The 18,683-nt window shown below is 64.2% G+C and carries 24 protein-coding genes and 4 pseudogenes; 9 read left to right on the top strand and 19 right to left on the bottom strand.

The features are described from left to right. From BMG07_RS33740 to BMG07_RS33720, 5 genes are all read right to left on the bottom strand, one after another. Positions 1 to 391 (bottom strand): hypothetical protein (locus tag BMG07_RS33740; protein ID WP_198088151.1); only part of this gene is annotated, 391 nt, incomplete at its 3' end. Between the two features lie 10 nt (positions 392 to 401). Then, on the bottom strand, positions 402 to 707 hold the full coding sequence (locus BMG07_RS33735) for a RidA family protein (RefSeq protein WP_269759655.1): 306 nt from the start codon (positions 705 to 707) through the stop codon (positions 402 to 404). 296 nt (positions 708 to 1,003) lie between these two features. Continuing rightward, positions 1,004 to 1,873 carry a PhzF family phenazine biosynthesis protein gene (locus BMG07_RS33730; RefSeq protein ID WP_198088150.1) on the bottom strand — a complete coding sequence of 290 codons (870 nt, stop codon included), beginning with the start codon at positions 1,871 to 1,873 and terminating at the stop codon, positions 1,004 to 1,006. Positions 1,874 to 1,902: 29 nt separating this feature from the next. Beyond that, entirely contained in the window at positions 1,903 to 2,619 is a 717-nt protein-coding gene (locus BMG07_RS33725; RefSeq protein WP_198088149.1) for a transporter substrate-binding domain-containing protein, read from the bottom strand. A gap of 85 nt (positions 2,620 to 2,704) precedes the next feature. Continuing rightward, on the bottom strand, positions 2,705 to 3,940 hold the full coding sequence (locus BMG07_RS33720; protein ID WP_269759654.1) for a pyridoxal phosphate-dependent aminotransferase: 1,236 nt from the start codon (positions 3,938 to 3,940) through the stop codon (positions 2,705 to 2,707). Between BMG07_RS33720 and BMG07_RS44440 the strand changes: the two are divergent. From BMG07_RS44440 to BMG07_RS45210, 4 genes and pseudogenes are all read left to right on the top strand, one after another. Continuing rightward, a pseudogene (locus BMG07_RS44440) lies at positions 3,899 to 4,159 on the top strand (hypothetical protein); the annotation flags it as partial. The gene BMG07_RS33720 and the pseudogene BMG07_RS44440 sit on opposite strands and share 42 nt — an antisense overlap. Before the next feature lie 125 nt (positions 4,160 to 4,284). Further along, positions 4,285 to 5,442 (top strand): PLP-dependent aminotransferase family protein, encoded by a 1,158-nt coding sequence (locus tag BMG07_RS33715; RefSeq protein WP_307867192.1) that lies wholly within the window; start codon positions 4,285 to 4,287, stop codon positions 5,440 to 5,442. Positions 5,443 to 6,123: 681 nt separating this feature from the next. Continuing rightward, complete coding sequence (locus BMG07_RS33710; RefSeq protein WP_198088148.1) at positions 6,124 to 6,396, top strand: hypothetical protein; 273 nt, start codon at positions 6,124 to 6,126, stop codon at positions 6,394 to 6,396. A 6-nt stretch (positions 6,397 to 6,402) separates the two neighbouring features. Then, positions 6,403 to 6,930, top strand: coding sequence for a methylated-DNA--[protein]-cysteine S-methyltransferase (locus tag BMG07_RS45210; protein WP_198088153.1), 528 nt, complete (start codon positions 6,403 to 6,405; stop codon positions 6,928 to 6,930). Positions 6,931 to 6,966: 36 nt separating this feature from the next. Here the strand turns inward: BMG07_RS45210 and BMG07_RS45205 are convergent. The 14 genes and pseudogenes from BMG07_RS45205 to BMG07_RS33640 all read right to left on the bottom strand — a co-directional run. Beyond that, positions 6,967 to 7,362: pseudogene (locus BMG07_RS45205) on the bottom strand (ester cyclase); the annotation flags it as partial. A 53-nt stretch (positions 7,363 to 7,415) separates the two neighbouring features. Next, positions 7,416 to 8,173, bottom strand: a pseudogene (locus tag BMG07_RS33695) (2OG-Fe(II) oxygenase). Further along, positions 8,170 to 8,478 carry an Ada metal-binding domain-containing protein gene (locus BMG07_RS33690; protein WP_198088147.1) on the bottom strand — a complete coding sequence of 103 codons (309 nt, stop codon included), beginning with the start codon at positions 8,476 to 8,478 and terminating at the stop codon, positions 8,170 to 8,172. Before BMG07_RS33690 ends, BMG07_RS33695 begins: the two are co-directional and overlap by 4 nt. A gap of 19 nt (positions 8,479 to 8,497) precedes the next feature. Continuing rightward, positions 8,498 to 9,190 carry a 2OG-Fe(II) oxygenase gene (locus tag BMG07_RS33685; protein ID WP_198088146.1) on the bottom strand — a complete coding sequence of 231 codons (693 nt, stop codon included), beginning with the start codon at positions 9,188 to 9,190 and terminating at the stop codon, positions 8,498 to 8,500. After that, positions 9,190 to 10,254: a bifunctional DNA-binding transcriptional regulator/O6-methylguanine-DNA methyltransferase Ada gene (ada, locus tag BMG07_RS33680; RefSeq protein ID WP_198088145.1), complete on the bottom strand. Its 1,065-nt coding sequence runs from the start codon at positions 10,252 to 10,254 to the stop codon at positions 9,190 to 9,192. The genes BMG07_RS33685 and ada overlap by 1 nt, the downstream gene beginning before the upstream one ends. A gap of 84 nt (positions 10,255 to 10,338) precedes the next feature. Beyond that, on the bottom strand, positions 10,339 to 10,983 hold the full coding sequence (locus BMG07_RS33675) for a DNA-3-methyladenine glycosylase (protein WP_269759651.1): 645 nt from the start codon (positions 10,981 to 10,983) through the stop codon (positions 10,339 to 10,341). Between the two features lie 2 nt (positions 10,984 to 10,985). Beyond that, a complete protein-coding gene (locus BMG07_RS33670) occupies positions 10,986 to 11,543 on the bottom strand; it encodes a methylated-DNA--[protein]-cysteine S-methyltransferase (protein WP_198088144.1) in 558 nt (185 codons plus the stop codon). A gap of 41 nt (positions 11,544 to 11,584) precedes the next feature. Continuing rightward, a complete protein-coding gene (locus tag BMG07_RS33665) occupies positions 11,585 to 11,776 on the bottom strand; it encodes a hypothetical protein (RefSeq protein ID WP_198088143.1) in 192 nt (63 codons plus the stop codon). Between the two features lie 80 nt (positions 11,777 to 11,856). Beyond that, positions 11,857 to 12,507, bottom strand: coding sequence for a DNA oxidative demethylase AlkB (gene alkB / locus BMG07_RS33660; RefSeq protein WP_198088142.1), 651 nt, complete (start codon positions 12,505 to 12,507; stop codon positions 11,857 to 11,859). 43 nt (positions 12,508 to 12,550) lie between these two features. Next, positions 12,551 to 13,008: pseudogene (locus BMG07_RS33655) on the bottom strand (methylated-DNA--[protein]-cysteine S-methyltransferase). A 198-nt stretch (positions 13,009 to 13,206) separates the two neighbouring features. Further along, a complete protein-coding gene (locus BMG07_RS33650) occupies positions 13,207 to 13,740 on the bottom strand; it encodes a hypothetical protein (protein ID WP_198088141.1) in 534 nt (177 codons plus the stop codon). A 38-nt stretch (positions 13,741 to 13,778) separates the two neighbouring features. Further along, on the bottom strand, positions 13,779 to 14,063 hold the full coding sequence (locus BMG07_RS33645) for a hypothetical protein (RefSeq protein WP_269759650.1): 285 nt from the start codon (positions 14,061 to 14,063) through the stop codon (positions 13,779 to 13,781). 14 nt (positions 14,064 to 14,077) lie between these two features. Continuing rightward, complete coding sequence (locus tag BMG07_RS43315) at positions 14,078 to 14,203, bottom strand: adenylyltransferase/cytidyltransferase family protein (protein ID WP_269759649.1); 126 nt, start codon at positions 14,201 to 14,203, stop codon at positions 14,078 to 14,080. Positions 14,204 to 14,351: 148 nt separating this feature from the next. Then, positions 14,352 to 14,819, bottom strand: a complete 468-nt coding sequence (locus tag BMG07_RS33640; protein WP_198088140.1) for an ester cyclase — start codon at positions 14,817 to 14,819, stop codon at positions 14,352 to 14,354. 389 nt (positions 14,820 to 15,208) lie between these two features. Between BMG07_RS33640 and BMG07_RS33635 the strand changes: the two genes are divergently transcribed. From BMG07_RS33635 to BMG07_RS33615, 5 genes are all read left to right on the top strand, one after another. After that, on the top strand, positions 15,209 to 15,511 hold the full coding sequence (locus BMG07_RS33635; RefSeq protein WP_198088139.1) for a hypothetical protein: 303 nt from the start codon (positions 15,209 to 15,211) through the stop codon (positions 15,509 to 15,511). A 19-nt stretch (positions 15,512 to 15,530) separates the two neighbouring features. Beyond that, positions 15,531 to 15,953, top strand: coding sequence for a hypothetical protein (locus tag BMG07_RS33630; RefSeq protein WP_198088138.1), 423 nt, complete (start codon positions 15,531 to 15,533; stop codon positions 15,951 to 15,953). Further along, the gene (locus BMG07_RS33625) at positions 15,919 to 16,179 is read left to right on the top strand and encodes a hypothetical protein (RefSeq protein ID WP_269759648.1); all 261 of its coding nucleotides are present in this window, start codon (positions 15,919 to 15,921) and stop codon (positions 16,177 to 16,179) included. Before BMG07_RS33630 ends, BMG07_RS33625 begins: the two co-directional genes overlap by 35 nt. 1,055 nt (positions 16,180 to 17,234) lie before the next feature. Then, the gene (locus BMG07_RS33620; RefSeq protein WP_198088136.1) at positions 17,235 to 17,531 is read left to right on the top strand and encodes a hypothetical protein; all 297 of its coding nucleotides are present in this window, start codon (positions 17,235 to 17,237) and stop codon (positions 17,529 to 17,531) included. 608 nt (positions 17,532 to 18,139) lie between these two features. Next, positions 18,140 to 18,683, top strand: a 544-nt coding sequence (locus BMG07_RS33615) for an ABC transporter ATP-binding protein (protein WP_198088135.1), incomplete at its 3' end; no start/stop codon positions are given.

Below are 18,683 nucleotides of genomic sequence, written 5' to 3'. Positions count from 1 at the left end.
AATATGTGTGGGAGCAAAGTTGTAATGTCGCAAATTTGGCTATCGCCACGACTTTGCAGAAGCGACGGGAGCCCAACATGGCCACTTGGGGCTCTCCGCCGGCCAGTGTCTCGGCAGACGCCGTCACGCTGCCCTCGGCCGGGTTGACGGCGGCGAAGGCCGGACGGTCTTGAGGGATGTTCCAGCCCTCGGTGCCGGTGCAGGCGCCGCCGTGCAAGGGCTGGATGTTGAATTCCGAAAGAACTTGTTGCCACGCACGATAGAGGCAATCGCTGCTCTTGCAGATTCTCCTCTTGCCGAGGTGCATGACCTGCAGCAGCGGACCAATCGCCTCGTCATCAAGGTGCCACGTCTGCGTGAGAGCGACCTCTTCATGATCGAGGCCCATCACTTGCGGAACGCTACCTGACAGCCGCGATTGCTTTGATCTCGATGAGCAAATTCGAGCGGGCCAGCGCGGCAACTCCCAGGATGGTCCATGCGGGAAATTCGCGCGTAACGTATCGCTCCTTGATCTCTCGAAACGCGGTCAGCTGTTCGTCGATGCGCACGTGGTACGACACCAGTTCCACTAGATCTTCGAAGCCGAGGCCTTGATGCGCCAGAATCGCGCCGAGGCGCTTGAATGCCAGGTCGATCTGTTCCTCGGCACTGTTCGGCACGGTGCCATCCGGGCGAATGCCGACTTGGCCGGCGATGAAAACCAAGCCGCCACTTGACGGCGGGCGAATACTGAAAGAGGTCGAAGACCTTGTTGCTGCTAAATGTCGGCTCGTTCTCGGGCAGTCGCAGGCGCTGGATATTGCTCATGTGTGATTTCTCCTGAAAGAAGGACCTGATTCGCCGCGTCGGGCATCGGGATTCTTGTGAAATCTACGAGATGACCAACACTTGGCTCTGTATATGACGATACAAAGCGCCAACTCGGCCTGAATGACTTCGGTCATAGGCCAGGGCGACGGGGACAAGTATTGCCATGTCGATGGAGCCGAGGACCCTCGAGCTATCTGAGCATCAACCCGTCGATGCAGGTGACGCAGGCGCCTCCGATGCGAATGCCGCCGTGCGCATCGAAACTCACCTCGATGCGTCCGGCCCGTCCCACACAGCGTCCTTGCGCAGCGACATAGTCACTGCCGCCTGAAGGCAGCAAACCCCGCGCCCACAGGAATGCGGCCACGCTGCCATTGCCGCTGCCACAGACAGGATCCTCGTTCACGCCGGAGGAGGGAGCGAAGGTGCGTACTTCAATCGCGGCATCACCTGAGGAGTGCGCGCCGAACACCGTGAGGCCCATGACGCCCAGGCAGCGCTCAAGCGCTGCCAGCTTTGCAAGATCGGGGCGCAATGCGAGCACGGCCTCCGCATCCTCGAGTTGCGCGACCATCCAGGTCGGCCCCACGTTCACCGTGGCGGGCGCGACTTTCGGCCCGCATCCGAGGACGGCCTCCAGTTCGCTCAGCGCCGCCTGCTCCAGCATATCGATCGTGGCCGGCGGCAGTTCGAAGCTCAGGCGGCGATCGCCATCGAGATCCGACATGGTCAACGCGATGCACCCCATCCCGCATTCTTGGATAAGCCGGCCGTTGTCGCGCGGCCGCGCGCGCCCGGATTCGAGGACGGCATGGGCGCTTCCCAGTGTTGGATGCCCCGCGAACGGGAGCTCATTTCGCGGCGTGAAGATTCGCAGGCGGTAGTCCGCCTCGCGCGAGGATGGCGCAAGCACGAAGGTCGTTTCCGAGAGATTGGTCCAGCCGGCAATGGCTTGCATCGCCTCGGTGTCGAGCCCTTCGGCATCGAGGATCACCGCGACCGGATTTCCCTTGAAGGGGTGGGGGGTGAAGACATCGACCACCTTGTAGGACCGCCTCATGGTTTTCTTTCTCAGTTCGTGAGGATTCTTCAGCCTGCCACCACGCCATCGATCTCACTGGCCGCGATGCCATATTTCGCCATACGGGCGCGATGGTCGGGCGTTCCGAGGTAGGCGCGAAGCTGCTTGTTCACCGCTTCAATGAGCGCGTGGTTCTCCTTGTTGAAGGAGAAGCCGCCGACCGGAAGGCGGCCGTCGGATTTCTTTCCGTCCGCGACGGCCTCGAGCTCTTGATAGATGGCGGCGAGGGCCCGGTTGCCGACAGCCGTGGCCACGTAGGCATCGATCTTCCCCGACAGCAGCGCGGCCACCGCCGAAGGCTGATCGTCGAACACCACGACCTGATCGTCAGCCACACCCGAGGATTTGGCCGTCTGGATCTGCACCGTGTCCACGACAAGACCCAGCTTCGCACCGTTGTGCGCAGCGACCGCTTCGTAGCCCGTCAGCGCCTTTGGGTTACCTCTCGCGACGAGAAACCCGTCGCCGAGCGTCCAGACCGGCGCGCTGAAGGTGACCAGTTTCGAGCGCTCAGGTGTCACAAAGATCGGCACGTTCATGTCCCAGCGTCCTTGCTGCACACCGGGCAGCAATTCCCCGAAGGTGGTCTTGTGGTACTCGATGTCCGATACGCCGATCGCCCGTAGCACGACGTCGGCGAGTTCGATGTCCGCGCCAGTCGGACGTCCATCCGTTCCCGTCCAGTAAAAAGGCGGCTCCTCGATGTAGGCGATACGTACTTTCATGCCTCGGCTCCAATGAAATAAAAAAGAAAAATTCCCGCTCCTCAGCCTGAAATGCACCGTTGATGTTTACCGCTGAACTCCCTGCTCAGCGCAATGCCGCATCCAGGCTCGACGAAAGCGCCGCCAACGCCGGCTGGAGCTTCGCGGGCGGCAGATAGCCGAAGCCGAGCCTAAACACGCGCTGGGCTTCGCCGAACCACTGCCCCGATGCAAGTTGCAGGTCGTGGTCGGGCAAGAGTGCCCAGAAGCGCGAGACGGCGGCATCGTCGAAGACCTCGGCGCGCAGCCGCAGGCAGCACAGCGCGCCCGCGTCGGGCTTGACCCACTCGATGCGGCCGCGTTCGGCCTGGCACCAGCTTGAAAGGGTGGCCAGCGCATCCCCAAGAAGACGCTGCCGCGGCTCGAGCACGCGCGCCCTGTTGCGCAGCAAGGCCGTGGCCAGGGTTTCGTCGAGCACCGAGCCCGAGATCACCGTGTTCAGCTTCGCGACCGTGAGCCGGGCTCGCAGGCCCGCGTCGGGCACCGTGAGCCAGCCCGTGCGCAGCCCCGGCGCGCCCAAGGCCTTGGAGACAGAGGCACCCGTGACGATGCGCGGATCGAGTCCCGCAACGCTCTGAACCGTCGGGTCGTCGCCATAGCTGGCTTCGCGGTAGGTCTCGTCGACGAAGAGCAGCGCATCAGGTGACGAGCGCTCGATCAGCGCAAGAAGCGCCTCGATCTCGAACCGCGATGCACGAACGCCACTCGGGTTCTGAGGAGAGGCGATGCTGACGAGCCTCGTCTTCGGCGTCAGGCAGGCCTCGATCCGCTCCAGATCCAGACGGTAGCTGTTCTCGAACGAGAGCTTCACCTCGCGCACCGTTACTCCGGCGCCCAGCAGGCTGTCACGGCTGGGCGGAAAACAGGGCGTCACAAGCACCGCTTCATCACCGGCGCGGCAAGTCTCGAATGCAAGCAGGAAGAGGCCCAGCGCCGTGCCCTGCGTCGTCAGCACCCATTCCGCCGGCACATCGCACCCATCCGCGATCGCCTGCCGCAGCGCGGGCAAACCGGCGGACCGGCCGTAGCCGAGCTTCAGATCGCGGATATCTTCCAGGCCAGGAAGCGCCAGGAGTTCGCCGACCGTCAGATCCTGTGACGTGCTTTCTGCCAGGTTGAACGGTCGGTTGACATCGAGCAGCGAAATGATTTCGTTGTAGGGAAATCTTCCGCGCCATTGCGACAAAGTGGCGTCGCCTCTTGTTTGGACAGCTTGCATCCGAAGAATCGTAGCGGGCGGATGGAAACCGGAACAGCCACAGTTTTTCCATTTTTCGACCATCACAGTTGGCTTGTCGAGAGCTGCCCGCGTGGCCGAGAATGCCCCTCCCGACAGGACCGCCCCTTCATGGAAGCACACGCCCCCTACCGCTATGAACAGCTGGCCGAGCTCGTCGTCGGCATGATCGACAAGGGCGCGCTGTCACCGGGCATGCGCGTGCCCTCCGTGCGCAGCGTCAGCGAGCAGCACCGCATCAGCATCGCGACCGTGCTGCAGGCCTATCGCCTGCTCGAGGATCGTGGCGTCCTCGTGGCCAGGCCGCAGTCGGGCTTCTACGTATCGGGCGCGCGCCACACCGGCTTTGCATTGCCCTCCACCTCCCGCCCCCGCACCAGGCGTCGACCGTGTCGATCAGCGGCGCCGTCGCGGCGCTGCTGGAGCATGCATCGAACAACGCGCTCGTTCCGTTGGGCTGTGCCGTGCCCGACCCGGGCCTGCTGCGATCACAGCGGCTCGATCTCGCGCTGGCCCGCATGGCGCGTCAGCACGGCGCGGGCCACAACGTCTACAGCCCGCCACGCGGCGAGGCCGCGTTGCGCCGCGAGATCGCCAAGCGTTCGATGCGCGCGGGCCACGCCTTGTCTCCCGACGACATCCTCATCACCGGCGGCTGCACGGAGGCCCTCATGCTGGCACTGGGCGCGGTGGCGAAGCCCGGTGACACGATCGCGGTGGAGTCGCCCACCTACTTCGGCCTGCTGCACACCCTCGAAGTCCTGGGGTTGAAGGCGCTGGAGCTTTCCACCGACCCGATACGCGGCGTCGACATCGCCGCGCTGGCGCGCGTGCTCGACAAGGAAACCGTCGCGGCTTGTGTACTGTCGTCCGGTTTCAGCAATCCGCTGGGCTGCGCGATGGCCGAGGGCGACAAGCGATTGCTGCTCGCGCTGCTCGCAAAGCACGCCATACCGCTGATCGAGGACGACGTGTATGGCGACGTTCATTTCGGCCGCGAGCGCCCCAAGCCGTTCATCGCGCTGGACCACGGCAAGAACAAGCTCATCTACTGCAGCTCTTTCTCGAAGAGCCTCGCGCCCGGATACCGCGTCGGCTGGATCGCACCGGGCGCCTACGCGCAGCGCGTGATGGAGCGCAAGTTGGCGTTCAGCCTCAGCACGCCGGTCCTGCCGCAGCTTGCGATCGCGCAGTTCCTCGACGGCAACGCCTACGACGTGCATCTGCGCCGGCTGCGTCGCGTCCTCGAGGAGAACCTGGGCAAGATGGTCCGGGCCATCGAGGCCAGCTTTCCTCCTGGAACCAGAGTGAGCCGTCCCACCGGGGGGTTCATGCTCTGGCTGGAGCTTCCGAAGCACTTCGATTCGCGCGCATTGTTCGACGAGGCGCTGGAAAACGGAATCTGCTTTGCGCCGGGTGATGTGTTTTCGGCCAGCCGCCGCTATCGCAATTGCCTGCGCTTGAGCGCTGGCCATGCGTGGGATGAGCGGATGGATTCCGGCGTGCGCCGATTGGGCCAACTGGCGCGCGCGCAGCTGGTCAGCTAGGCATCAACCCCAGACAGCGGTCTGCAGATCAAATCCAGAGGGCAGGCTGTCGGATTCGTACTCTGAATTCACGCGATCCTTTGCACCTATCCGGTTGCATAGCGAGACAAAGAGGTGCACTCGCGAGAAACCAATCGCGGGGGTCCGGCGGCACAGCGCCAAAGCTCCGTCGGACACTCGATCCGCCGATTGCCCGAAACGGTCCTGAGGTCGCCCAGCCGCCCGATCCACACAGAGATGCGATCTCTCTACTCGGCCGGACTCCGGCGCCAAGCTTTCGTCACGCGAGAAGAAAGTCCACTGCGAAAGAACGTACCCGGACTCATGGCCTGAGCCCGCGACAGGGAGGATGTGAGTCGGCGAACGACCACCTCACGCAGCGCTTTCGTCAGTGTTGATGGCACTGCCATCGAGGTTCAAAACAGATTGTCGGTTTGGATATCTTCCTCGTTGGGGCTCAAGGAGGGATCTGACTTCGAACGCAAGAAACGGAGCGTGTGTCTCGGCGCCGATTACTACAGTCTCACCCAGACAGGCCTCTCTGTTTTGTGAGGCCACTTTGCCCGCTTGAATCGTCGTGTCGCGGAGAAGCATGCGAGTTGAGCTCTCTCTCTGCTTCATGGAGTTCCAATGCATTGCTTCCCGAATCAGTCGCCCTCCCCCGAATCGAGACGTCACCACATGCCAAGTGCACCCCAGACCTTCAGCAAATCGGTTCGCAGCGCGGCAGATATTCCGTTGGCCGACGAGATCGCCTTTGCCACCCGTGAATCCTTCGGCCTTCACGTATTGGTTGCGCGCAGCAAGGATGGTGTTTGCGCCGTGATCACCGACACGGATCGTCAATGCGTGCGGGCAGAGCTGGTCCTGGCTTTTCCGGATCACGCGTGCCTAGAGGATGCGCTCGCATTGAAGGCCGAGCTGGATCAGGTACTGGATTTCATCAACTTCTAGACTGCAATGAACAACGGCATTCGATTCGACGTCCGCGAAACCTCGTTCGGCGTTGCCCTGGTGGCCATCAACGCGCTTGGAATCTGCGGCATCTATCTGGGCGAAGATCCGACGAAGCTGGTTGCCGAGCTTCAATTCGACTTTCCGGACGATGACCTCGATCCGATCATGAACGTCCATCGGGACATCGTGGCATGCGTCCTCGCAAGCATCCAGAACCCGCTTGAACATCGCGAGCTTCCGCTTGACATTCGTGGGGGAGATTTCGAGCAGATGATCTGGGCCGCCGTCAGGCGGTGCCCGCCCGGCAAGACCCTTTCCCCTTCCGACATCGCGCGATCGATCGGTGCGGCACCTGAGGCCGCCGCGAGCGTGGCGCAGGTGTGCCGTCGCAACAAACTTGCCATTGCTGTTCCGTGCCACCGTGTCGTCGCGGCGGATGGTGCGCTGTCCATTTGCCGATGGGGAGAAAGGGTGCAGAGCGCCTTGCTGGCAAGGGAGCGCACGCCAGGCAATGCAGACGTGCGAATTTGAATCAACTGGCGCAGGTCGCAGCCTCAGGTTCCGCAGCAAAGTATCGACATCGTCCAACCGGATTTCCTCGGTGATTTCTCCTTCGTGAAGCCTCAGGATCGTCGTGCCGCTGAAAAACATCCTGCGGCCGGTCGATTCAGGCCGAGCGCCGATGACGAAGTTGCCAAATGGAGGACCACTATGTACGCCGCTCCCTTCCCATTGACATAGGACGCAATCCCCGTTGGCGACAAGTGCGCTGCTTCTTCGGAACTCGAGATCAGGGAAAGCCCTGCGGAAATCCAGCATGAAGTTCCGGATCTGATCGATGCCGCGGCACGGCTCATGCAGTGAGTAGACCAACGTCATGCAACTGGCCCCCAACTTGTCGACGATGTCGGGGTCGAAGCGCTTGCCCCAGAACGCCGTCAACCACTCCTCGGCAACGGCCATGTTGTCGTTCAGCAGGGGCATCTCAGTCCGCCGGAAGAAAACCCCATGCCGGGCTACTTTGCATCGTGAAAAATGATGCCCAGCGTGTGCCGCTGCCCCCAATGCAGCCGGCTGACCCCGTGACGCAGATTCGCCCTGTAGAAGCCTCGCGCGGAACGCACGGGACGATGGTTGACGGCGAGCACCACGGCATCGCCCTGGCGCAGCGGCACCACGTCCGCGCGACCGGGCTTCTTCGGGTTGCTTTCCGTCAGCAGCAATTCGCCGCCCTCGAAGTCGCGGCCCGGCTCGTCGAGCAGGAAGATGGCCTGGAACGGGAAGACGTGCTCGCCGTACAGGTCCTGGTGCAGGCAGCAATAGTCGTCGGCCTGGTACCGCAGCAGCAGCGGCGTTGGCCGACGCTGCCCGGCGGCATGGCAGACGTCGCGAAACTCGCCATGGGTCGCCGGAAAGCGCGCGTCGATCCGCATGGCGGCATGCCATCGATTGGCGATCGGCGCCAGATGGGGATACAGCGATTGCCGCAGGCGCTGGACCGCATCGGGCAGCGGGTAGCTGAAGTACTTGTACTCGCCCCGGCCGAACGCGTAGCGCTCCATCACGATGCGGCTGCGAAAGCGCGCTTCCTCGAAGAAGTAGCCCGCGAGTTCATCGCACCGGGCCGGTGTCAGCAGCGAAGGCAACACGGCGAAGCGTCACGCCCCAGGTCATCTTCGGCCGCGCGCCAATCCGCGGTGTCGATGCCGGATTCCAGGGTGTCGTGTCGCGCAAGGAGGGCGGTGGCTACCGACACGGGCAACAGCGCGCTCATGGGCGCGGCTCCTTGCGGACCGCGCCGGAGGCCTCGAAGGCGTGGCCTTTCTTCCAGGCCGCGTATTCCTCAGGCAGGCACACCGAGCACGGCCGGTAACCGGCGGCGACGGCCGCGGCCTCGTCGGCAAAGAACACCCGGTGCCTCACATAGCCGCCGCGGGCAATCGCCTGCAGCGCGGCGCGGCAGTCGAGGCGGCCGTAGAGCCTGTTGCCGCGATGGCCTCCCAGGGTGCCGGGCGTCGCGCTGGCGCAGGGTTTTCCGTCCGGCCCGAGCAGCGTGAATGCTTTGTTCAAGGCAAGCATGTGCAGTTCTGTTTCCGTATCACGGTGCGTCGTGGAACGACAACTCGAGGCCGATGCGCACGCCCTTGCGCACGCGGCTGACGGCGTGCTTGAGGTTGACGCGGTAGTAGCCTTTCGAGCCCTTGAACGGCCGCTCGGCCGTCGCGATGATCGCCGCGTCGCCCAGCTTGAGCGGCAACACCATCGGCCGCGACTGCATGCGCGGGCGCTGCTCCGTCATCACGAATTCGCCGCCCTGGAAGTCGGTGCCCGGCTCGGACAGCAGCGCGACGATCTGCAAGGGAAACACCTGCTCGCCGTCGTTGCGCTGGTGCAGCGACACACGGTCTTCCACGCCGAGCCGGCTCAGACAGGACTGCGCCCGCGTCTGGCCTGCCTCCTGGTTGCGGCGAAGAAAATCGTCCAGCTCCGCCGGATAGCGATGCGCGACGCCGAGGGTCTCGTTCCAGCGGTTGGCGATGACGACGAGGCGGCGGTAGAGCGCCGAGCGCCATTGCGCCAGCGCAGGCGGCAGGCCGGCGCGGAAGTAGAACAACTCGCCGCGCCCCAGGTCACCGGATTCCAGCGTCACGCGGCTGGCGTCCGGGGCCGCCACCTGCAGCGCCAGGCCGCGGGCGGCATCGGCGCCCAGCAAGCCGGGCAGCAGGCAAAAGCCTTCACGGTCCAGTTGCGCGGCAATGGCCGTCCAGTCCAACGCGTCCATGGCCGCCATCACCCCTGGGCCTCGCGGCGCAGCAGCTCGCGCTTGCGATCCACGCCCCAGCGGTAGCCGGCCAGTTCGCCATCGCGCCGTACGACGCGGTGGCAGGGAATGGCCACGGCAATGTGGTTCGTCGCGCAGGCCTGCGCCACGGCGCGCACCGCCTTGGGCGAGCCGATGCGATCGGCGATCTCGGCGTAGCTCGCGGTCGTGCCCGGAGGGATCTCGCGCAGCGCACGCCAGACGCGCTCCTGAAAAGCCGTGCCCTGCACGTCCAGTGGCAGGTTCAACCCGATCGAGGGCGTTTCGACGAAGCCCACCACCTGGGCGATCAACTGCTCGAACTCACCGTCGCAGCCGATGATCTCGGCCTTGGGGAATTGGTCTTGCAGCTCTCGCACCAGCCCGTCGGGGTCATCGCCCAGCAGGATGGCGCAGATGCCGCGCTGGCTCTGGGCCACCAGGATGGCGCCCAACGCGCACTGCCCCACCGCGAAGCGAATGACCGCCCCGGCACCGCCGGCCCGGTAGTCCCGCGCGCGCATGCCCAGCAACTGCTCGGAGGCTTCGTAGAACCGGCTGTTGGAGTTGAAGCCCGCACCGTAGATGGCGTCGGTGATGGAGGCCCGCGGGCTGCTCAGTTCCTCGCGCAGCTTGCGGGCCCGGTAGGCCGAGCTGTACGCCTTGGGCGTCAAGCCGGTCTCGGCCTTGAACAGGCGGTGGAAATGGAACGGGCTCATGCCCATCTCGACCGCGAGATCGTCCAGCGGGGGCGGCGTCTCGGAGGCCTCGATCATTCGGCAGGCGCGTGCCACCAGCGCGGCGCGCTCGGCCGCCGCACGGGTCTGGTCGCCATGGGCACGGCGGCTGCCGCGGTAGCCGGCCGCCTCCGCGGCCTCGGCCGAATCGAAGAACTCCACGTTCTCGCGCTTGGGCAGCCGCGCCGTCGAACTCGGCTGGCAATACACGCCCGTGGTGCGCACGGCGTAGACGAAGCGGCCGTCGGCGGCGGCATCGCGTGCCTGGACGGCCGTCCAGCGGTCGTCTTCGGTTTCGTAGGCAAGGGTCGTACTCATGGCGGATATTCCTGTCATCATCAATCACAAGGCCAGAATAAGCAGGGCTTCCATCGCAAGCACTCCGATTCTTGCGGCCGATAGTCATCGGGCGGGAAGGCGCCACAAATACCAGGCGGCCACCGTCCTGAAGGGGCTCCAGGCTTCGCCGATCTCGCGCATCCGACGCGGCGTGGGCGCCTTCTCCAGGTGCTTCAGGCGCCCGTAGCCTTCCCGCACACCGAAGTCGTCCACCGGCAGCACGTCCGATCGCTCCAGCGAGTAGATCAGGAACATCTCGACGGTCCAGCGCCCCACGCCACGCAGGGAGACCAGCCGCTCGATCAGCGCGGCGTCGGGCAGGCGCCGCGCTTCTTCCAGGCCTGGAACAACGCCGTCGACGGTGGCCTGGGCGATGCCGCGAATGGTCGCCAGCTTGGTGGCCGAGAAGCCGCAGGCACGCTGCAACTCGGCATCGCTTGCCAGCAACTGCCCGGGCGCCGGAAAGGATGCGCCCGGGTAGAGCGCCAGCAACCGCCCCAGGATGGCGTCGCCCGCCTTGGCATGCAACTGCTGGTAGGCAATGGCACGCACCAGGGCTTCGTAGGGTTCGCGCGCGGGCTTGGCCTCATGCCGGCAGGGGCCGATTGCGGCGATGTGGCGCGCCCAGTCCTCATCCAGATCGGACAGGAATCGGGTGGCTCGCTGGTACGCGCCCGGTGACAGATCCGCTGCAATGCTTCCGTTCAAGATCAGAACCCCGGCAGCGTGGCCGTCTGCGGCTCGGGCGCTTTCTCCTTGACCGCCATCGCCTTCTCGTGCGCCAGCAGCCAGCGCTTGCGGTGCACGCCCCAGGCATAGCCCTTGAGGTCGCCGTTGCTGGCGATGACGCGGTGGCACGGCACGATGATGGCAATCGGGTTGGCGCCGTTGGCCGCGCCCATGTCGATGGCCGCGCGCGGGTCGTCGAACCCGAGCTCCCTGGCCAGCTTGCCGTAGGTCGAAGTGCTGCCCGCCGGGATGCGGCGCAGCGCGGCCCAGACCCGGTGCTGCAGTTCCGAGCCGGCCGTCGCCGTGCGCAACACGTTCAGCGCGTCCAGCTCACCTTCGAAATAGCGGGCCAGGGCCTCGGCGATCTCGGCCGGGGCCTGTGCGTCGGTCAGCGCCACCTCGCCATAGTGCTCGCGCAGGCCGCGATTCAGCCGCGCCCTGTGGTCGGCGAAATCGAGCGCACGCACCACCTGCTGCGCATCGGTGACGAGCAGCATGGCGCCCAGCGGCGAATCCAGTGGGCTCAAAAACATATTCATGATGCACTCCTTGTCGAATCGGTCGAAGGTCGGCCGTCTGTTCACTTCAGCCGGGTCACGCCCTGCTCGCCGAACAGGTACGCCTCGCCGCTGTCCAGGTGCAGTTCGGTATCCCCGTCGTCGTTGATCCACCACCGCGCCGCGCCGGCATCCACCAGCGACTGGCAATAGGACTCGACCTGGCGACGCGCGTCGGACAGCGCGTCCATCAGGTGGGTGGAAGTCATGTTCATGGGCAACCTCGGCAACGGCGCCCACTCTAGGGGCTTCGTCGCGGGCGAAAACTCCGTCTCTTGCGGTTGAATTCCGGACCTCACCCCGCCTTGCGAAAAGTGAAGTTGATCCGCTGGCTGCCCAGCAGCGCGTGGGGCGCATCCTTGAGCGGCATCACGCCGTGATAGCGCAGGCGATCGACGCCGCCCCACACCACCACGTCACCGTGGTGCAGCGGCACCTTGACCGCGGCGTCGGTGCGTGCGTGACCTCCGAACAGGAACGTGGCCGGCATGCCGAGCGACACCGAGACGATGGGCGCGTCGTAGTCGCGCTCGTTCTTGTCCTGATGCAGCGACAGCCGCGCGCCGGGCGCGTAGCGGTTGACCAGGCAGGCATCGGGCTCGAAATGCTCGAACCCCGCCGCCTCCGCGGCCTTGTTCGCCAGCCGCGCGAACACATCCGGCATGCGCGGCCAGGGCTCGCCGGTCTCGGGGTCGACGGCGGTGTAGCGGTAGCCGCGCCGGTCGGTCGTCCATCCCAGGGCGCCGCAATTCGTGAGCGCGACCGACATGGTGAAGCCGCCGGGCGTCACCATGTGCCGGAACGGCGACACGGCCTCGATGTTCTCGACGGCGGGCATCAACTCGCGCACGCAAGGCAGTGCGAATCCGCGCAGCACCACCGCGGCAGGCCCCAGGCGCTGACGCGGGTCCCGCGCCGTGACCTCGAAAAGCGCGCGTGTTTCCATGCTTACCTCGCGTCGTGAAAGATCCGGCACCACGGCGAGAGGCTCATGCCGCAAGCTCCTCGGCCAGCAGGGCACGCTTGCGCTCGACGCCCCAGCGATAGCCGGACATGGCGCCATCACTGCGCACCACGCGATGGCAAGGAATGGCGACGGCCAGCACGTTGGCGGCACAGCGCCCGCCACGGCACGAACGGCCTCCGGCACGCCGAGATCCCGCGCCACCTCGCCGTAGCTGCGCGTCTGGCCCGAAGGGATGCCGCACAGCGCCTGCCAGACCTTCTGCTGGAAAGCGGTTCCGCCGATGTCGAGGTCGAGCACGCCCTCGGCCTGGTCCTTGTCGATGAAAGCGATGACCTGGTTGAGTTCGCGCGCCAGCGCCGGTTGATCGGCCAGCAGTTCGATGTCCGGAAATGCTTCGGCGAGCTGATCGCGCAAGCCTTGCGCGTCCTTGCCGAGAAAGATGGCGCAGATACCGCGCTGGCTTCGCCCGACGAGGACCATGCCGAGCACCGCCTGGCCGACGGCGAAGCGGATGGGGCCTTCCACCCGGCTTCCCGGGGCACGAAAGCTGTATTTGAACGCGGAGAAGGAACGGGTCTTCATGGCATTTGCTCACTGAGATTGGAGGGTGAGGCCAGTCTAGGAATCCAGTCTCGTCCTGAAACTCCACTCCTTGCGGTTGAATTTTCTTTTTGCCGCTCACCAGCCCGGGTATCGCGCGACGAGCTGCAGCCACACGGCGAGACAGCCCGTATCGCGCATGTAGTGCAAGGCCTCCGACGCCTTCCACGTGCAGGGAACACGGCGCAGCCAGATCGAATCGGGGCCCGCGCGGTACATCCAGACCATGGTTGCCGCCACCATCTGCTGCTCTGGCGACATCGCCCTGAAGTCGGCGCGCCAACGAGCCATCTCCTGCGGATGATGCTCGCCGGTGCGCTCGTTGTAGGCCGCGGGGCAAACGCTGCGATGGTGTTCGCCGTCATGCGTTCTTGCGAACAGCCGGGACAGACCGAGTTGGCGAATGGCGTGTGGCAGCGCCTCGTTGAAGCGCTTCGGGGAGCGCTCGAATGGCGCATCAAAGCCGGCCAGCGCGTCGATCTGCGCGGCCTCTTCGACGTCCAGATCCAGGAGATTCAGTACGAGGTCTTCGAGCCGCATTTGATCGAGGCGTGACGTGGCAATGTGCTGCGCGCACGCGCTGCGGCTTGTCGCGGCGACCCACGCGATCAACGATTGCGCAACAGGGGCACGATATGCTATTTCAGTCATCATGAGAACTCGTCGATGTACCGCAACGTGCGGCGCAGCGCGCTGCTCGAGGTGATCGTTCCGTAGGGGAAATAGACAATCTCCACGCCAAGCTCGCGGAAGCTGCGTTCGAGCTGGTTGCCCTTTTCGGTGCCCTTCCAGTCATCACCTTTGAACACCACGTGGAAGCGAAGATCTTTCCACATGGCCACCTTGTCGTTCGTGAAGGCAGGATGAGCCGCATCGACGCAGCGCACATTGCGCACGATCTCCAGCCGCTCGGCCAGCGGGATCACCGGCTTCACGCCCTTGTGTTCAATCAGGACATCGTCGCCACCACCCCGGCGATGAGGAAATCGCAATGCGCTTTTGCCTGTCGCAGAAGGTTGAGGTGTCCGACGTGGAAGAGATCGTAGGCGCCAGGTGCGTAGCCGATGCGGATCATGGGCGTGATGTCCTGTAGAAGGGGCGCGCGTCGTCGTCACGGCTCCCCAAAGAAACGAAGAAGGCCCGCAGGATGCGGGCCTTCTTGCACAGGTCCGGCGTGCTCCACGCCAATGGAACGAGGAGCACGCGTTCCTACCTCGGTGGCATCAAGCGTCGCCGTTCACGGCGGCCGGCTTGATCAGGCCGAGCTGGGTCAGCGCGGCGACGCCATCGTCCAGGCCACGCTCCTCCACGATCTTGCCGTCGACCACCTTCAGCACCGTGGTGCCGGTGAAGTGCATCTTGCGGCCGGTCGCGGCAGGCAGAGCGCCGATCAGGAAGTCGTCGTGGGCGGTGCCGGTGTGGGTGCCGCCGCCTTCCCATTGGCCGACCACGTAGTCGCCTTCGGCGATCAGGTCGGCCGTGCCCCAGAAATTGAGATCGGGGAACGCCTTGCGAAAGCCGGTCATGAAGTCCTTGATGTCGGCGCGGCCACGGCGGGGCTCGTGCAGCGAGTAGTGCAGCAGCATGTCGGGCGCGGCGATTTCATCGATGACCGCCAGGTTGGGATTCTTGCCCCAGAACTCGGTGAACCAGCGGCCGACGACGGCCTTGTTGTCGTCTTGTTTGCTCATTTGGAAATCCTCAAAGTAGTTTCGGAAGGACCATCGAAGTCACTCGATGACCTGAGCACGAGAATAGAAATCCGGCCGCCATTCAAAACTCCGATTCTTGCGGCGCGAGTCAAATTGATGTCTTGGCAAGAGGTGCCCGTCAGATGCACCTTCCGGTACAAGCCACGACGAGAGCCACGCTCCGACTTGCCCGAGGCGCTGGTCGCTCAAGCGGTCTCCGCGCTCCTGTTGAAGCCGAAACCGCTTCGCCACGACGGGATATTTCGAGCGCAAGAAACGGAGAGCGCCATCGAAATCGGATGACTACGCTTCAATCCCGGCGAGACGTTGCCCGCCTCACTTTCATGAGCTCGCATCCCGCCAGCTCCGACCCATGCAAGGAGCCCGTCATGTCTCATCACTTGACCCAGCAAGCAGCTTGCGAAGATCTCGGCGAGATCTGGCTTCGCGACCAGTCGGCCCGCCTCATGCAAAGGCATTTGCAGTTCGGTGGGCACTATCGATTCGATGCCAACGCGCTGCTGAGCCGGTTGGCCTGCGCTGCAAGAGCGGCGAGAGCGAATGCGATGCCTGCCGCGAAGAAAACCTCAGTCGAGGATCGTATTCGTCGAGCGACGATCGAAGCCGTGGAGCACTGTGCGCACCTGGAAGATCACTTCTCGCAGGCTGCCGCACTCATCGTCACGCATTGAGCAACGCGCGAGGTTTCCGTTGGCCTCGGATCTGCGCGACGAAGCAATGCTCGCCATTCCCGATGAGTTCCTGCCCATCCGCCGGCTCGCTCTTCCCCAGGATGAGTGGATGGCGGTGCTTCCGGACGGCACGGAAGTCGTCATCGCCGATGAGAAGGGGCGCCCGAGCGCCCTCGGGATCGAAAAAGCGATCTCGATCGTTCGAAACCGAAGCCATCTCGAGGCGAGAGGTCGCCAGCTCCTGTCGCCCCTCTGCAAGTCCGATGGCGAGTGGCGACTTGTGGGGATCGACTTCGGCGTCGAAGCGCAGCACCACAACTGCGAGTTCCTGATGTGTTTTGTCTTTCAGGCCGCGGCCGCCGGACTTTGCGCCACGAGCCCGTACGTCGAGGTCGCTTCGCCTTGCCATGGCGATCAGGCACCAACCCGATGTTCGTCCTGACGATCCAGACGGCGATAGCGCTCACCGGGCGACCGCACAGTGGCGCTTTCGGAATGTGAATCGCAAGAAACGGCGTTCTGCAAACCTGCTCAACTGGATGTTCACGTGGTTGGGCACTGACAACCGGTTCACCCGCGCGCAGATGGCGCCAATCGCGACGCAGCTGTTTCTCAGCGGCAATATCGGACTGGAAGTCGCGCCGCAGAAAAGAGCGCCCAAGCCGTAGCGTCGGCCGCCAGGGCTTGCTGCGTTGGCACTCCTACCGGCATGAGAAGCTGGCCGCGCTGGTGATGCTGCCGCTGTGGTAGGCCGGCATGCGCGGGTAGGCGCACATCAGGCCGCTGGCCGCGGGCGTGGTGGCGGGTGTGGTCAGCGTGACCTAATCGGGCGGCGCGATGCCTTGCTCGACCCACCGGTCGGCGGGGCGGCGGGTTGGCGGGTCGGCGCGAGGGTGATCTCGCCGCGCCCCGCCGAGACAGGGATGCCGTGCCCAGCGAATGGCCCGTCTCCTTCGGCCGGATCGCGCAGGCGGCCAGCGAAGACGGGGCGATGGCCAGCCGGTCGATTCGCGAGCATATGGCGCTACAGATGCGTTCGCGCGCTGAGTCACAGCTCGGTTGCTGCGAAATGGTCAGCACACAGCGTTGCAGGTTTCCTCGAGCAGTTCGGCCTTGCCCGCCCTTGCCCGCATAAGTTCCATCCACGGTCTGCTGAAGTTCAAGCCAGCAGCTCCAGCCTTGTGGAAAATCGAAATCAACAACGGTGGTGGTCATGGTGAAGGAGCTTAGATCGCCGCCAAGTGTTGCTCGAATTCAGGTGTTTTCCCCTGTAGCCGGCATCGCCAGGCAGGCGGCCGTGTCTCGCATGACATGCTCGGTCACGCCCGCGTCGGCGGTGCCGCGAAAAAACCAAGGACCGAGCTGCGCTATACGGCTTGCGTCTCAGCGGCCGATATCCCCCAATGCCTGTCATCTTGGTCCGCCAACTCGACCTCCTGCCCGTTGAGCGCTGATCGCACGAAAGCCGAAGGCAGATGTCGACCAATCTTGCTGCTGCCACGACGGATCAGTACGGCACGCGTCTGCATCGCGGCACCTCACATTGAGAGAACCTCCATGTCCCATTCACGGTTCGTAGCTTCAATTACCTGGGGCTCTTGCTTCCTCGCGTATGCACGGCACAAATGGGGGTTCGCTGCCCGGGCAGCTTTGACGACTGGACATGCTCGCCCGCGCGTACGGCTTTGTCGCACCACAAGAGGTGAAAAGATGAGGAATCGAAATGACGATGGAATGTTTGCGGAAGATCGCCGAAAAGTGCCTGCCCTATGAGGTTTACGAAGTCTCGGAGATCAACAAACTCAGCGTTCTAAGAGCGGCTGGTTTGATCATGGCCTTCATTCCGCCACCAGGCGCTGTTCAGGACGGCGAGACATACAAAAAAGCGGCGACTGTTCTGGCAGTCACTCAGAAGGGACGTCTCATGCTGCAAGACTCAGCGGATAACCCGTCGCTGGGCCCCGACCTTGAAGATGGGCGATTCGCCGTGCCTCCCAAGGCAACCGATGGTCGAGGCTAGTTCGACTTACCTTGCTGGCACGCACATCCGCCAGTTGCAATTGGCGGCATTTCGCGCTCATCCGAATTGCTTCGACGCCGTGATCACCGACGAACGCATGCCAGGACTTTCAGGCACCGCGCTGATCGAGGGGATTCGCGCGATTCGAAAGACCCTCCTATCCTGCTGCTGAGCGGTCACATCCACAGCGACTACGCAATGGGAACCGCGCGCGGACGAGATCCTGAAGAAGCCTGCGACGACGTTCGACCTGGCAACAAGCCTCGCTGCTGCACAAACAAGGTGATCCCCGGCTCGCGAGGTGAGATCACCGGCCGGCACGCCTGCGCGCGCCCGACGGCCGAGACCGATGTGCTCCTTGGGGGAGCCGATCAGTCGCCGCGGAGGATCGGGCAAGGATCTGCGCCTGTTCGCACATCGGACTTGGAGGCGCGTTCATGGGCTGGCGTCACCAGATGTCGACGCGAAGGAAGTCCCGATGAACTTGCGGATCGCAAGACTCGACCATGTGCAGCCAGCCTCCGCGCCGGCGGCTGCACCGAGAGCCACGATCCAACGACCCGCAGTTAAGATTTCAGGCTTTCCCATCCAGACAGCAAAGAGGTCCCGTGCCGCCTATCGTCTCGGTCAATCAGCTTTCCAAGACCTACGCGTCCGGATTTCAAGCGCTCAAGCGCATCGACCTGGACATCCACCGGGGGGAGATATTCGCGTTACTCGGGCCCAATGGGGCGGGCAAGACGACGCTGATCAGCATCATCTGCGGCATCGTCAACCCCAGCGAAGGCACGGTGCTGGCCGATGGACACGACATCGTCACCGACTTCCGGGCCGCCCGCACGAAGATCGGCCTGGTGCCCCAGGAACTGGCCACCGACGCCTTCGAAACTGTATGGGGCACGGTGAGCTTCAGCCGCGGCCTGTTCGGCCTGCCGCCGAGCCCGGCCCATATCGAGAAGGTGCTGCGCGACCTGTCCCTGTGGGACAAGAAAGACAGCAAGATCATGGCGCTTTCGGGCGGCATGAAGCGCCGCGTGATGATCGCCAAGGCGCTGTCGCATGAACCCCGGATTCTTTTTCTCGACGAACCCACCGCCGGCGTCGACGTGGAGTTGCGCCGCGGCATGTGGGAGATGGTGCGCAAGCTGCGAG

Source organism: Variovorax sp. E3 (assembly GCF_016082275.1).
Lineage (GTDB): Bacteria > Pseudomonadota > Gammaproteobacteria > Burkholderiales > Burkholderiaceae_C > Variovorax.
Note: the sequence above shows the minus strand (reverse complement) of the source record. Positions and strands in the feature narration are given on the sequence as shown.

Excerpts from the sequence above, each read along its gene's own strand:
- BMG07_RS33665 (WP_198088143.1), bottom strand. The coding sequence starts at position 11,776 with ATGAACATGACTTCCACCCACCTGATGGACGCGCTGTCCGACGCGCGT.
- BMG07_RS33685 (WP_198088146.1), bottom strand. The coding sequence starts at position 9,190 with ATGGCGGCCATGGACGCGTTGGACTGGACGGCCATTGCCGCGCAACTG.
- BMG07_RS33640 (WP_198088140.1), bottom strand. The coding sequence starts at position 14,819 with ATGAGCAAACAAGACGACAACAAGGCCGTCGTCGGCCGCTGGTTCACC.
- BMG07_RS33620 (WP_198088136.1), top strand. The coding sequence starts at position 17,235 with ATGACGATGGAATGTTTGCGGAAGATCGCCGAAAAGTGCCTGCCCTAT.
- BMG07_RS43315 (WP_269759649.1), bottom strand. The coding sequence starts at position 14,203 with ATGATCCGCATCGGCTACGCACCTGGCGCCTACGATCTCTTCCACGTC.
- ada (WP_198088145.1), bottom strand. The coding sequence starts at position 10,254 with ATGAGTACGACCCTTGCCTACGAAACCGAAGACGACCGCTGGACGGCC.
- BMG07_RS33635 (WP_198088139.1), top strand. The coding sequence starts at position 15,209 with ATGTCTCATCACTTGACCCAGCAAGCAGCTTGCGAAGATCTCGGCGAG.
- BMG07_RS33725 (WP_198088149.1), bottom strand. The coding sequence starts at position 2,619 with ATGAAAGTACGTATCGCCTACATCGAGGAGCCGCCTTTTTACTGGACG.
- BMG07_RS33690 (WP_198088147.1), bottom strand. The coding sequence starts at position 8,478 with ATGCTTGCCTTGAACAAAGCATTCACGCTGCTCGGGCCGGACGGAAAA.
- alkB (WP_198088142.1), bottom strand. The coding sequence starts at position 12,507 with ATGGAAACACGCGCGCTTTTCGAGGTCACGGCGCGGGACCCGCGTCAG.
- BMG07_RS33720 (WP_269759654.1), bottom strand. The coding sequence starts at position 3,940 with ATGGTCGAAAAATGGAAAAACTGTGGCTGTTCCGGTTTCCATCCGCCC.
- BMG07_RS33670 (WP_198088144.1), bottom strand. The coding sequence starts at position 11,543 with ATGAATATGTTTTTGAGCCCACTGGATTCGCCGCTGGGCGCCATGCTG.
- BMG07_RS33710 (WP_198088148.1), top strand. The coding sequence starts at position 6,124 with ATGCCAAGTGCACCCCAGACCTTCAGCAAATCGGTTCGCAGCGCGGCA.
- BMG07_RS33730 (WP_198088150.1), bottom strand. The coding sequence starts at position 1,873 with ATGAGGCGGTCCTACAAGGTGGTCGATGTCTTCACCCCCCACCCCTTC.
- BMG07_RS33625 (WP_269759648.1), top strand. The coding sequence starts at position 15,919 with ATGGCGATCAGGCACCAACCCGATGTTCGTCCTGACGATCCAGACGGC.
- BMG07_RS45210 (WP_198088153.1), top strand. The coding sequence starts at position 6,403 with ATGAACAACGGCATTCGATTCGACGTCCGCGAAACCTCGTTCGGCGTT.